11 protein-coding genes are annotated in these 12,798 nt (G+C 75.7%); 5 read left to right on the top strand and 6 right to left on the bottom strand.

Features of this window, described 5'->3' with window-relative positions; translation table 11 throughout:
* Positions 1–58 precede the first annotated feature (58 nt).
* Positions 59–2,857 (top strand): hypothetical protein, encoded by a 2,799-nt coding sequence (locus ACGFYU_RS05465; RefSeq protein ID WP_393825913.1) that lies wholly within the window; start codon positions 59–61, stop codon positions 2,855–2,857.
* Between the two features lie 10 nt (positions 2,858–2,867).
* On the opposite strand, the gene ACGFYU_RS05460 is transcribed toward ACGFYU_RS05465, so the two are convergent.
* The 6 genes from ACGFYU_RS05460 to ACGFYU_RS05435 form a co-directional block, all read right to left on the bottom strand.
* Complete coding sequence (locus ACGFYU_RS05460) at positions 2,868–3,353, bottom strand: hypothetical protein (RefSeq protein WP_393825912.1); 486 nt, start codon at positions 3,351–3,353, stop codon at positions 2,868–2,870.
* Positions 3,350–3,622 carry a hypothetical protein gene (locus ACGFYU_RS05455; protein ID WP_393825911.1) on the bottom strand — a complete coding sequence of 91 codons (273 nt, stop codon included), beginning with the start codon at positions 3,620–3,622 and terminating at the stop codon, positions 3,350–3,352. The genes ACGFYU_RS05460 and ACGFYU_RS05455 overlap by 4 nt, the downstream gene beginning before the upstream one ends.
* Before the next feature lie 69 nt (positions 3,623–3,691).
* Entirely contained in the window at positions 3,692–4,381 is a 690-nt protein-coding gene (locus tag ACGFYU_RS05450; protein WP_393825910.1) for a GNAT family N-acetyltransferase, read from the bottom strand.
* A 141-nt stretch (positions 4,382–4,522) separates the two neighbouring features.
* Complete coding sequence (locus ACGFYU_RS05445; RefSeq protein ID WP_393825909.1) at positions 4,523–5,020, bottom strand: SRPBCC family protein; 498 nt, start codon at positions 5,018–5,020, stop codon at positions 4,523–4,525.
* Between the two features lie 92 nt (positions 5,021–5,112).
* Positions 5,113–5,733, bottom strand: a complete 621-nt coding sequence (locus tag ACGFYU_RS05440; RefSeq protein WP_393825908.1) for a hypothetical protein — start codon at positions 5,731–5,733, stop codon at positions 5,113–5,115.
* 40 nt (positions 5,734–5,773) lie between these two features.
* Positions 5,774–6,832: an NUDIX domain-containing protein gene (locus tag ACGFYU_RS05435; RefSeq protein WP_393825907.1), complete on the bottom strand. Its 1,059-nt coding sequence runs from the start codon at positions 6,830–6,832 to the stop codon at positions 5,774–5,776.
* Between the two features lie 221 nt (positions 6,833–7,053).
* On the opposite strand from ACGFYU_RS05435, the gene ACGFYU_RS05430 reads away from it, so the two are divergent.
* The 4 genes from ACGFYU_RS05430 (at position 7,054) to ACGFYU_RS05415 (ending at position 12,793) form a co-directional block, all read left to right on the top strand.
* Positions 7,054–8,826 carry a VanW family protein gene (locus ACGFYU_RS05430; protein WP_393825906.1) on the top strand — a complete coding sequence of 591 codons (1,773 nt, stop codon included), beginning with the start codon at positions 7,054–7,056 and terminating at the stop codon, positions 8,824–8,826.
* Entirely contained in the window at positions 8,817–10,409 is a 1,593-nt protein-coding gene (locus ACGFYU_RS05425) for a DUF418 domain-containing protein (protein WP_393825905.1), read from the top strand. The genes ACGFYU_RS05430 and ACGFYU_RS05425 overlap by 10 nt, the downstream gene beginning before the upstream one ends.
* A gap of 43 nt (positions 10,410–10,452) precedes the next feature.
* Positions 10,453–10,923, top strand: a complete 471-nt coding sequence (locus ACGFYU_RS05420) for a hypothetical protein (RefSeq protein WP_393825904.1) — start codon at positions 10,453–10,455, stop codon at positions 10,921–10,923.
* Between the two features lie 85 nt (positions 10,924–11,008).
* A complete protein-coding gene (locus tag ACGFYU_RS05415) occupies positions 11,009–12,793 on the top strand; it encodes an RNA ligase family protein (RefSeq protein WP_393825903.1) in 1,785 nt (594 codons plus the stop codon).
* Positions 12,794–12,798 lie beyond the last annotated feature (5 nt).

Raw genomic sequence — 12,798 nt, 5'->3', positions numbered from 1 at the left:
CCTCAACTCGCCTCCGATCGCGTGGCGTTGGCGGCGCACGCCGGGCTAGCATCGGTGGATGCAGAGGGGGACCGGGGCCGACCCGACCGACCTGGCGGGGCTGCTCGAACTCCCGCTCCGCGTCTGGGAGTCCGAGCGCGAGCGGGAGGTCTACCGCCGGAGCGTGAACGCCTGTCTGCGTGATCCCGTGATCAGCAGACGGCTGGGCTCCCGCCGCGGTGTGACCCAGCGTGCGGTGTGGCGCGCCATGTGGCGTGCCGCCAACGTGCACCGCGCGCTGGAGCCGTGCGAGCCCGCGCACACCGCGTTCCGGGCCTCGCTGCTGCGCCTCGACCTCGCCCGGAACCGGGCCGAGGCGGCCGGCTCCCTCCCCGACGCGACCTGGCGGGTCTACATCGCGGCCTGCTCCCTCATCTTCCTCGCGGTCTCGTTCGGCTCGACCACGGGCACCACCGTGGTGTGCGCCCTGGTGTTCACGGCCTCGCTCGTGGCGGCGGTATGGGACGGCGCCTCCCGGCGTGTCCTCGCCGACCGACTGGTGCTCTTCTTCGGGCGGTTGTGCACACCGCTGCTGGGGTTCCGCGCCGATCTGCTGGAGGAGCGCTGGTACTACGAACTGCGCGTGCACGGCACCGCGCCGGTGATGCTCCGGGTGGTGGAGACCCTGCTCGGGGAGGACTCCGACGCACTGCTGCTGGCGGTCCACCACGACGGGCTGCGGTCCTCGGACGGGCCGGGATTCCTGGTGGCGGGCAGTGCCGCCGAACGGCTGCGCCGCAGGATGGACCGGATGGACGGCGGCACGATCGCCGTCTGCGGCCCCAGGGGCGTGGGCAAGACCACCCTGTTGAGGGGCTGCACGGAGAGCGCCGGCTTCTCGGTGTTCGTGTCGGCGCCCGCCGCGTACGCGCCCCATGACTTCCTCCTGTCGCTGTTCATCACCCTGTGCCGGCGTCACATCGAGGACGAGGGGTTCGAGGCGCCGGAGTTGGTCCGGCTGTCACCGGTGCGCCGCGCGCTGCGCGGGGTGCGGCCGTACGCGGGGCGGGGGCTGCGCTGGCTGGCCACCGCCCTGCCGGCGGCCGCGCTGGTGGTGCTCAGCCTGTTCGCGACGGTCCGCTCGCTCGGTGTGCGCCCCGGGTCGCCGCTGCGGCGCGCGTACGGGACGGCGGCCGGGTTCGTGGGCGACTGGGTGCCTCGGGTGTGGCGGGGCGAGGAGCTCGGCGTGGGGCTCGCCGTGACGGCCGCCGGGATCCTGCTGTGGCAGCTGCGGCGGAGCCCCGGGGCCCGGCAGTACGTCCGGGAACTCGCGCGGGGGCTGCTCGCGGCGGGTGCACTGGTACTGCTGATCGGCCCGTTCGTGTCGCTGCTCCTCGACGCCGAGGTGCGGGGGCACGCGGCCGCGGCCTTCTCCCACTGGGGATGGACCGTCCTGCTGGTGCTGATGGTGGCGGCCTGCGGCAAGCTCGTGGAACTCGCCGCGGCCGCCCGACCGGTCCGGGTGTGGCGGTGGAACCTGCCGAGCGCGAAGGTGTACCCGCCGCTGCAGCTGGCGTTCGGCTGCGGGCTCGTGGTCGTGCTGCTCGCGTCCGGGGAGATGCGGGCCGCCCTCACCGACGGCGGGAACCCGGCGCGCCTGGCGGCGTTCGTCTGCGGGCTGCTGCTGGCCAAGCTGGTGGTCTGGCGGCCCCGCCCGGTGGAGCCGCCGCTGGTACGGGAGTGCCGGGACCAGCTGTACCGGCTCCGGACGGTGCAGAGCTCCTCGGCGGGCGTGACCTCGAGCGGGACCCAACTGCTGACCCTGGGCACCTCGCACACCACCTCGCTGTCCACCGTCCCGCCGAAGTTCCCCGAGCTGGTGGCCGACTTCCGGGAACTGCTCGTGCGGATCGCGGCGGAGCGGCACGCGCGCGGGCAGAGCGTGGTCATCGCCATCGACGAGGTGGACCGGCTCGGTTCGGACACCAAGGCCCTGGAGTTCCTCGGCGAGATCAAGGCCATCCTGGGCGTTCCACACGTCCACTACCTGATCTCGGTGGCCGAGGACGTCGGCGCCGCCTTCGTCCGCCGCGGCCTGCCGCACCGGGACGTCACCGACAGCTCCCTCGACGACGTCGTGCACGTCCAGCCGGGCACGCTCGCCGAGTCGAAGGCCATCCTGGAGAAACGGGCCCCGGGCATGTCCGGCCCGTACGTGCTGCTCGCGCACGCCCTCTCGGGCGGACTGCCCCGCGATCTGATCCGCTACGGCCGGCGCATCATCGAGGCGGAGGAGGCCACCCGCTACCCCGAACTCCGCGACATCTCCCGGGCGATGATCCTGCAGGAGCTCTCCGAGACCCTCGCGGGGTTCCGCACGCTGCTGGGCAAGCAGCAGTGGACCGCGGACACCGGGGTCGTGCTCGGCTCCTTCCGGACCCTGGCCGGACGGCTGCGCACGGCGTGCTCGTGCCCCGCCCAGGCCCACGAACTCCATTGGGCACTGCAGGAGTTCGCGCTGCGCACCCCGTACGGTCCGACCGGCGCGGGCGACGCGGAGCTGACGGACACCGCCCGGCAGCTGATCGAGGAGGCGTCGGTGTACTCGTACTTCGCCCTCACCCTGCTGGACGTGTTCGGAGCCGACGGCTTCGGCCGCCGCCGCGACAGCGCGGCGGGGCGCGGCCCGGACGGCGATCCGGAGCTGCTGGCCGAGGCGCGGCGGGAGCTCGCGGTGTCCCCGTACAGCGCCCGGCCGCTGCTCACCGCGATCCGGACGGCGTGGGACCTGCCGCTGGTGGCGGTGCCGCCGCCGAGCCGCCCGGCCGGTCCGTGTCCACGGCACGCGCCGGGGCAGGCTGCGGCCGGGCGGCCGTGACGTATCCGGATCAGCCGGGTGCGGGCGCTGTACGGCGGCGCAGCCGCTCGGCGGCCGCGTTGCGGACGCGGCGGGTGCGGGCGGCCGCCGCGAGCAGGCTCAGGGCCTCGTACGAGGTCAGGGACTGGGCGGCGGTGCGCTGGCACCAGTCGGAGGCGGCGGTGAGCTCCGCGGCGGACCAGGGTTCGCCGTCGGTGATGGCCTTGAGCAGGGTCCATTCGCGCAGCCGCCGCTCGGGGAAGGCCCGGCCGGCGAGCGCCGCGGTCATGGCCTGCGCCCAGGCGGGGAACCCCTCGTCGGCGAGGAGCCGCGCCGCCCGGCGGTTCAGGTGGGTGACCACCGCGCTCTCGGCCATCACGGGATCGGGGTCGCGCAACACGGCGGCCACCACCTCCGCCTCCGCCTCGGCGGAACCGCCCGGCACCACGGCCAGGGACTCCAGGTGCCGGCCGTAGCGCCAGTGCTCGGGCGGCGTGGCTGCCCCGGACCGGCTCATCGGGCCGCCCCCTCGCGGACGTGGCCCCTCCAGGCACCCTCCGGCAACGGCTCCCAGTCGATCTCGACGGTCATGCCGTGGCGGCCCGCGAACCAGGTCACGGACTCGGCCGCCGCGGCCTTGGCCTGGGCGGCGTCCACGATCTCCGGGTCCGGCCGTCCGCAGCCGACGCCGGCGATCGACCGGGCCCAGCCCCCGGCCGTGGGCATGACCAGCACGCTCTGCGGTATGCCCGTGGCGGGCCGACTCGTCTTCTTCCCTCTCCCCATGGCACCCATTCCACACGACCGGCGGGAGCGGCCGGCGGCCAGGGTGGTGTCGGGGCGAGCGGGCGGGGCTCAGCGGGCGGGCGGCAGCAGCAGCGCCTCCGCGCCGACCGGGCGGTAGCCGGCCGCCTGGAAGGCGCGGACGCTGCGGGCGTTGCCGGTGGCCTGCTGGGACCAGACCGGTGCGCCGCCGGGGACGAGGTGGCGGGCGGCGACGGCCAGCTCCCGGCCCAGGCCCCGGTCGCGAACGCCCTCGTCCACCTCGATCGCCGTCTCCCAGCGGCCCGCGACGCCCCGGCCGAGTATGACCACTCCCCCGTCCGCCGCCCAGACCCGTACGTCGTCCCGCCGGTGCAGGGCGCGCCGGACGCGGGGGTGGTCGGGGTCGACGATCTCGCGCAGCTCCAGCGGGGGATCGCCGGGCAGCGGGTCCGCGACCGTCAGCAGGTCGACGGTGTCGGTGGTGCGCCCCGTACGGTCGAGCAGGGCGGCCAGGAAGCGGGCGTTCATGGCGGCGGCGAGGGCGTCGCAGGTGAGGGAGGCGAGGGTGGACCGCACCCAGTCCGGGTCCTCGTCGGTGAACACCACGGAGTGCGCGGTGAAGGCGATGACGCCGGCGTCGCGCGGGTGCTCCTGCGGCACCACGGTGGTCCCGCCGTCGGCCGGCGGGAAGTGCCCCTCGGCCGCCGCGTCCAGGATCTCCGTCAGGGTCCGGCCCGCTGCCGTGACCGTCGGACCTGCGCGGTGGTGCTCAACTGCCATGGCTACGCTCCCGATTCGTGGTCGGTACACATGATCTCAGGGGCGCCGCGGGGCTGTTCGGGCAGGGGGTGCGGAGAGCCGGGCGCCGCGAAGCGGGCGGGTTCCGGCTCTCGGCATCCCTCCGCAGGGCTCGGTCGAGCCCTATGCGGTGTCCTGCCCCGGCTCGGGCAGCGGCGCCCCGGTCTCCAGCAGGGTCTTGAGGCTGGATGCGAGCATCGGCCAGGCCCGGCCGCACATGCCGATGAGGGTGCCGTCCGGTTCGAAGCCCTCGTGCAGGATGGTCAGCCGGGCAAGGGTCTCGCCGACCGGCTCGATCTCGTACGTCACCTTCGTGCGCCGCTCCTTCGCCAGCTCGGCCCGCAGCTCCTCGTCGATGCCCACGGAGGCCGCCCACTGGGGGGTGAAGGTGTGCCAGGTGTAGGAGAGCAGCCGGTCCGGGACGCAGTCGAGGACCACCTGCTCGGGGTCGCTGGTGCGGGCCCCGCGCTCGACCCAGTCCATCGGCGACCCCACCGCCCAGTCGGTCTCGAAGCTCAGGCCCCAGTACCGGCGCGTGAAGGCCGGGTCGGTCAGGGCCTGCCAGACCCGGTCGGGATCGGCCTGGATGTACAGGGTGTAGGTGATCGCACTGTCGCTCATGGCCCCATGCTGCGGGACCGCGAACCCCGGATCCCGGATTTCCCGATCATGGCGACCACCACAACCACCCCCGCCGCACCGGCGGGACAGCCTCACGACACGTGGAAGGCCAGCCCGCACAGCCCGTGCCCCGCCACCGCGGCGACCCGCCAGACGCGCAGCGGCCCCTCCAGCACGCCTTCCTGGCGGGGCCCGTAGTCCAGCCAGTCCTGCGCCTCCGCACGCTCCCGCTCCCCCGGACCGAGATCCAGGGCCCGCTCCACGCCCGGCAGCGCCCGCCGCACTTCGGCGGCGTCCAGCAGGAAGTTCCCGCACCAGCCCGGCAGCAGCGCGGCGCGCTCCGGGCCGATGGCGTGGAAGAGCGCGGCGACGGCGTAGTCCTTGCGGTGGACGGAGGCGAACGCCGCCCCCGGGTCCGCCTGGTGGTCCCACACGTCGTAGCCCATGTCGAAGCCGGAATCGCCGTCGCACAGGTGGTCGACGTGCCTGCCGGGGCCGGTCAGCCGCTGGAAGGAACCTATGGCGTCGTGATGGGCCGGGTCGGTCCACCAGGTGCGCTGGTCCGGGAGCGGGGCGCGCTGCCAGGATGCCCAGCGGCGGCGCGCCTCCGGGTCGGCCGCGTCGGCCGCGAGGGCCGGCCGTATGCGCGGCGTGAGGGCGCTGATGGTGCGGTCCTCGTGGCTGCTGATCGACCAGACACTGGTGAATCCCATGCCGTTGACGGTAGAGGGCGCCACCGACAGCGGTGGTGGGCTACCAGCGGGTGCCCGGGTCCGGGAGTTCGGTGGGTGGGGTGCGGGTGGGGGCGGGGAGGCAGAGGCGGGTGCGGGCCGTGTGGACCGCCGCGAGTTCGTCCGCGCCGGCGGGGCCCCAGTCGCTGAGTTCGCGGACCTGCTCGGGGGTGGCCAGCAGGCGGGCGTACGCCGGGTCGGTGGCCGGGGGGAGGGCGGTGAGGCGGGCCGCGGTGCGGACGTGGGCGCCCTGGTCGCCGTACCGGTAGCCGAGCGGGACGGCGCCGGTCGTGGGTCCGGCCGACGGGGGCGGGAGGTGGGCGGCGCCGCTGGCCCGGGCGATCAGCAGCAGGACCCGGCCGTCGGGGGCGAACAGCCAGCCCGCGTGGTCCCGTACGGGCAGCCGCGCGGGGACGGGGCCCGCGTGCCAGGCGCCGTGCTGCGGGATCCGCCGGGTGCGCAGGACGCCCAGCCGGTCCAGGGCGGTGGGCACGGTGGGGCGGCCGTCCTCCAGCAGGGCGGTGCCGGAGCCGTTGACGCGGGCGCGCAGGGCGGACAGGGCGCGGCGGGCGTCGCCCGCGTCCATCAGGGCGGGCAGGTCGGCCGGCTCGGCGAACTGGATGCCGGTGACCTCCTGGTCGGGCAGGCGGACGGAGTCGATCCGGTCCGGGGTCCAGGTGCCGCCGTCGTAGACGAACAGGATCTCGCCCGGGAAGCGCATCCCGGGCGGGAAGCCGGGGGTGTCGGCGGGGATCCAGTCCACTGCGAGCCCGCGCGGGTAGCGGCCGTCGACGCCCAGCTCCTCGCGCAGCTCGCGGGCCGCCGCCGCGCACGGCGCCTCCCCCGCGTCCACGGCCCCGCCGGGCAGCAGCCGGTCGGAGCGGTAGTCGACGCTCTGGACGAGGACCCGGCCGTCGGGGTCGGTGACGAGGACGACGGCCCCCGTCCACAGGGCGGCGCGGGAGGCGCCGTACGCCTCCGGGGTCATCCAGGTCCCCGCCCGGTCGGGCCTGGTCTCGTCGGGACCGGTCTCGTCGGGCCGGGATTCCTCGGACACCGCCTTGTCGGTCAGCTGCGGCATCGGAACTCCGTTCACCGTGGGTGGACCCGCCGGCTGTGCAACAGCGGGCGGGTCCACCTGGTTACGGCAGCCTCGCGATGCGGATCACCCGAGCCCCTTTGCCGTTCCTATACCTCCTTATTACCTGGTTATGTAGATCTTGCTACGGTCCCGGGGCGGACTGGCGGCATGGAAACCGCCGGTCCGACCACGTCACCGGCCGCCCGAGGAGAGACCCAGACATGCGACGCGCTTCCCGTACGGACACGGGCACGGGCACCCGGACGGCGGTCAGCGGGAAGCGGTGGTCCGTGCCGGGTCTCGTCGGGGTGGCCGGCGGGGCGGTGGCCGTCGGCCTCGGCGGGCTGTACGCCGCCGGGCTGCTCTGGGCCGGCGAGGACGTCGCCCCCGGCACGAAGGTGCGCGGCGTCGACATCGGCGGGATGAGCCGGGCCGAGGCCCGCCGGGCCCTGGACCGGGGGCTGGGCCCGGCCGCCGCGGCCCCGGTCGGGCTGCGCGTCGGCGAGCGCACCGAGCGGGCCGACCCGGGGGCCCTCGGCCTGTCCCTGGACACCGCCGCGACGGCGGAGCGCGCCGCCCGCTCCGGGTCCGGCCCGCTCACTGTGATCGGCCGGCTCTTCTCCTCCGGCGACCCCGACGTCGAGCCGGTCGTCCGCCTGGACGAGAAGGCGGCGCGCGCCGCGCTGGACGGCCTGGGCAGGAAGGCGGGGCAGGAGGCCCGTGAGGGGTCCGTCGGCTTCGAGAAGGGCAAGGCCAAGGCGGTGGCCCCGGTGACCGGCATCGCCGTGGATGTCGACCGCTCCCTGGACGCCCTGCGCGCCGGATACCTCCGTGGAGACACCGGCACCACCGCCGCCGAGCCGCTCGCGCTCCCCGTCCGGCGGACCGAACCCCGCGTCGGGCAGCAGGAGACGGACCGGGCCCTGAAGGAGTTCGCCGAGCCGGCGATGTCCGCGCCCGTCACCCTCGCCGTCGGCGGCCGGCGCATACCCGTCGGCCCCGCCGTCCTCTCCAAGCACCTGTCCCTGAAGGACGACGGCCAGGGCCGCCTCGCCCCCGGCCTCGACGCCGAGGGGCTGCTCGCCGACCCGGCCCTCGCCGGGCCGTTGCGGCAGGCCACCCCGGGCCCCTCCGAGGCGCGGCTCCGGGTTGACGGCGCGGGCGGCGTCGTGGTCGCCGAGGAGGGCAGGGCCGGCCGCCAGGTCACCGAGCGGGCCCTGGGCGCGGCCGTGCTGCCGCTGCTGACGGGGGCCGACGCCGCCGCCCGTACCGGCGAGGTCGCCACCGAGGAGGCCCGGCCCCGGCTCACCAAGGACACGGTGCGGGAGCTCGGCATCAGGGAGAAAGTGTCCTCCTTCACCGTCGCCTTCGAGCCCGCCGCCTACCGGACGACCAACATCGGGCGGGCCGCCGAGCTGATCGACGGCTCGCTCGTGCTGCCCGACGAGACGTGGAGCTTCAACCGGACGGTCGGCGAGCGCACGAAGGAGAACGGCTTCGTCGACGGCCTGATCATCAACAACGGCCAGTACGAGAAGGCCTCGGGCGGCGGGGTCTCGGCGGTCGCGACCACCGTCTTCAACGCGATGTTCTTCGCGGGCGTCAAGCCCGTCGAGTACGGAGCCCACTCCTTCTACATCGAGCGGTACCCGGAGGGCCGCGAGGCCACCGTGGCGTGGGGCAGCCTCGACCTCCGCTTCGCCAACGACTCGGGGAAGGCCCTCTACATCCAGGCCGAGGCCACGGACACCTCCATCACCATCACGTTCCTGGGCACGAAGAGGTACGACGAGATACGCGCGACCCAGGGCCCGCGGACCAACGTCCAACAGCCCGCCACCCGGACCGGCAGCGGCCCGAAGTGCGAGCCGCAGCCCCCGCTGGAGGGCTTCGACGTCGCCGTGGACCGGGTGTTCGTCCAGGGCGGCGAGGAGGTCAAACGGGAGACGATCAGAACCCGTTACACGCCGCGCGACCACGTCACGTGCCGGTGAGCCCCGCGGGGGCGCGGCGGGAGCCGTGCCGCAAGCCAGCCCGGCGGAACGCCGATACCAGTGGGCCCGCCGGGCAGGAAGCCGCCTCCGGCAGGTCGGCCGGGTACGACACCGCTGCCGGCAAGCCAGCCCGGCGGAACGCCGACTCCAGCAAGCCCGCCGGGCGGAACGCCGATACCGGCAAGCCCGCCGGGCGGAACGCCGATACCGCCAAGCCCGCCGGGCAGGAAGCCGACTCCGGCAGGTCGGTCGGGCGGAACGCCGGTACCGGCAAGCCCGCCGGGCAGGAAGCCGACTCCGGCAGGTCGGTCGGGCGCGGCGGCCATTCCGGGACGTCGGCCGGACGCGGCGCCGGTTCCGGGACGTCGGTCGGGCGCGGCGGGGGTTTCGGGAGGTTGGTCGGGGTGGATGCGGTGCGGGGGGTCGCTGTGCTCGGGATGTTCGCCGTGCACGTCGGGCCCGAAGCGCGGCCCGAGGGTGCCCGGTTGCTGATCGTCGCGGCCGACGGACGCGCGCCCGCGCTGTTCACCCTCCTCGCCGGCTTCTCCCTCGTCCTCGCCCGGCACAGGCGGGCAGGCTGGGCGGAGCGCTACCGCCCACTGCTGATCCGCTGCGGCGTCCTGGCCGTGCTCGGGCTGGCCCTGGCCTCACTGTGGCCCGGGATCCTGGTCATCCTCGCCTTCTTCGCCGTGTACTTCCTGGCCGCCGAGCCCTTCACCCGGCTCTCCACACCGGCGCTCACCGCCGTCGCCGCGGTCTCGGTGGTGGCGGGCCCGCTGCTGTCCTTCCTCCTGGGGCCCCCGTTCGGCTACGGGACCTCCGGCCGCGGCCTGGTCCCCGAGGCCGCCGATCTGACCACCCCTGCCGGGCTGGGCGACGTGCTGTGCGAGCTGCTGCTCACCGGCGCGTACCCGCTGGCCACCTACTTCCCGTACGTCCTGGCCGGAATGGCCCTCGCCCGGCTGTGCGACGTCCGGGAGCGTGCCGTGGCCCGGCGGATGGCGGTGTGGGGCACGGCGGCCGCCGTGGCCGGCTACGGCGCGGCCTGGCTCGCCACGCACGTGTCCGGCGCCCGGGAACGGCTGCTCGCGGCGATCGCCGTCCACCACCCGGAGGCCATGGCCGCCGCCGACCCCGTACGGGAGGTGCTGCGCGCGCAGTACGGCGCGGTGCCGAGCACCTCGTGGGACTGGCTCCTGGTCGCCGACCCCTACAGCCAGACCCCGTTGGAGACGCTGGGCAACGCGGGCGTCGGCACCGCCCTCATCGGCCTGTGCGCCCTCGCCGCCCGGCACGGCGTCGGCGCCCGCCTGCTGCGGCCGCTCGCGGTGCTCGGGGCGATGGCGCTGAGCGCGTACGTGGTCCACGCGCTGGTGCTGGCCGGCCCGGCCCACGGTGCCGGGTCCTGGTCGGCGTGGATCGCCTTCAGCACCGCGGCACTTGCCCTGACGTGGGGCTGGCAGCGCGTCTGGGCGCACAGCCCGCTGCGCCGCGGCCCGGTCGAGCACGCGCTCCGGCTGGCGACGCACGGGCGGAGCCGCCGGGAGTCGCCCACCCGCCCTGCGGGTCACCCGTCCGCGTGACGGGGGTGCGACTCCGGCGCCCCGGGTACGGCAGGGTGGGCGGATGCAGCTGCGCCGGGCCCTGCCCCTGACCCTTGCCGCACTCGCGATGGCCACCGGATGCGTGACCGTGACCCCCGCCGCCCCGCCGCAATCGCCACGGCTGGGACCGGCGGCGGCCCGTACGGAGCCCCGCCAACCGACGCCTCCCGCCCGGCCGTTGGGCCGTCTCCCGGTGGCACCCGTAGCGGCGGAACCGGCGGCGGTTCCGGAACGTCCCGCCGCGCCCCCGCACCCCCACCGGGCCGAGCCCGCCCGCCCGGCCGCCCCGCCGAGGCCCCATCAGCACACCCCTGCGAAGCCGAAGGCCAAGGCGAAGACAAAGGCCGGGGCGAAGGGCAAGGCCAAGGCCAAGGCCAAGACGCGCACGAAGCCGAAGTCCCGCCCCGCGCCCGGGCATTCGTACGACATGTCGGCCCTGTGCGAGGCCGCCCGCGGCACCGTCTCGCCGTCCATCGTGGCCCTGTGCCGTTAGGCCCCGCCGGCCGTTATTGGGTGGATGCGCCTGCTCCGGATACCTACAGTGACGGGGCACCCCCGTCGTCGACCAGGAGCGGACCATGCGCACCCACTATCCCCGCACCCCACATCTCCCCTGGTCACCCGGGGTGGGCGGGGATGACGTCCGGGCCGCCGCCGGGCTCGCGGGGCTGGTCGGCCGGGAGGTCGTGGTCACGGAGAAGCTCGACGGGGAGAACACCACGCTGTACGCCGACGGGCTGCACGCCCGTTCCCTCGACTCGGGCCACCACCCCTCGCGCGCCTGGGTGAAGGGGTTGCAGGGGCGGATCGGCGCGGGGATCCCGGCCGGGCAGCGGGTGTGCGGGGAGAACCTGTACGCCCGCCACTCCCTCCCGTACGAGGACCTGGACAGCTGGTTCTACGGCTTCTCGGTGTGGGACGGCGACCGGTGCCTCGACTGGGACCGGACCGTAACGTTTCTGCGCGGGCTCGGGGTACCCGCCCCCCGCGTGCTGTGGCGGGGCGTCTTCGACGAGCGGGCGCTGCGCCGCCTGCGGGTCGACACCACCCGCCAGGAGGGCTACGTCGTCCGCACCGTGGACGGCTTCGCGCTCCCGGACTTCGGGCGGTGCGTGGCCAAGTGGGTGCGGGGCGGGCACGTGCAGACCGACACGCACTGGATGTTCGCGCAGGTCGTGCCCAACGGGCTCGGGCCACGGGCCCCGCTGTGGGCGGTGCGGTCGGGCGCGGACCCCGATGTGGCGGGGCTGTCGGCCGCCCTCGGGATCGAGGCCGACCTCGCGGGCGGAGCCGGGGCCGACACGGCGGCCGCAGCCGATACGGCGGCCGTGGTCGCCGAAGTGGCCGCCCGGATCGACGGATCGGGCCGGACGGGCGAGGACCGGCTGGCCGGGGTACTGGCCGCGCTGCTGCGCCGTGCGCCGCGGGCCCGGATCGGGGCGCGGCTGGCGGCGGGCCCGGCCGGGATGCCCCTCGCGCGGCGGGTGGCCGACCTGGTCGGGCTGTACCGGGCACTCCAGCGGCCGTTCCCGGACACGGAGCGGCGGGCCGGTCTCGTACGGCTGGCCGTGGCGGCCGACCTGGGGGTGCTACACGCGCTCGCCGGGGCCACCGCCGACGACCCCGCGGCGCGGGAGTGCGTCGAATGGTCCGCGCTGTGCGCCGAGGAGGCGGGGCTGCTCGGCGCGGATCCGCTCGGACCCCTGCGCGGCGGGCTGCGGGAGGCCCTCGCCGGTCTCGGGCCGGAGGCCGCCGACCGCTGCTGGGCCGAGGCCCGCGAGGCCTTCGCGCGGGGCGGGATCTCCACCCCGGAGGAGGCCGTCGCGGCGACCTGGCGGTGGCGGGAGGGGGCGTTCCCCCGGCTGGTACAGCTGTGCGGGCCCTCGGGCAGCGGCAAGAGCACCTTCGCGCGGAGCCTGCCCGGCGTGTCCGCCTACGTGAGCCTCGACGATCTGCGGGCCGCCCGGGGGTCCCGCGCCGACCAGCGGGCCAACGCGGACGTGCTGCGCGAGGGACTGGACCGGCTGGACGCCGCCCTGGCCTCGGGCGGGACCGTGGTGTGGGACGCCACCTCCCTCAACGAGCAGCAGCGCGGCCTGGCCGGTTCGGTCGCACGGCGCCACGACGCGCTGGTCACCCAGGCGGTGGTGCTGGTCGAGGAGGCGGAGCTGCGGCGGCGCAACACGGTGCGGGCGCATCCCGTGCCGGACCGGGTGCTGACCACGCAGCTGCACCGGTTCGGCCCGCCGTACGCGGGGCAGGCGCACCGGACCTGGTACGTCGGGGCGGGCGGGAGCGTGGAGGACACGGCGGGGGTTCTGGGCGGCCCGGGCGATCCGGGTCCGGCGGGCGGGGGGTTCTGATTCCG

The organism is Streptomyces sp. NPDC048337, assembly GCF_043201175.1.
Classification (GTDB): Bacteria; Actinomycetota; Actinomycetes; order Streptomycetales; family Streptomycetaceae; genus Streptomyces.
This window is presented reverse-complemented; position numbering and strand designations above follow the sequence as displayed.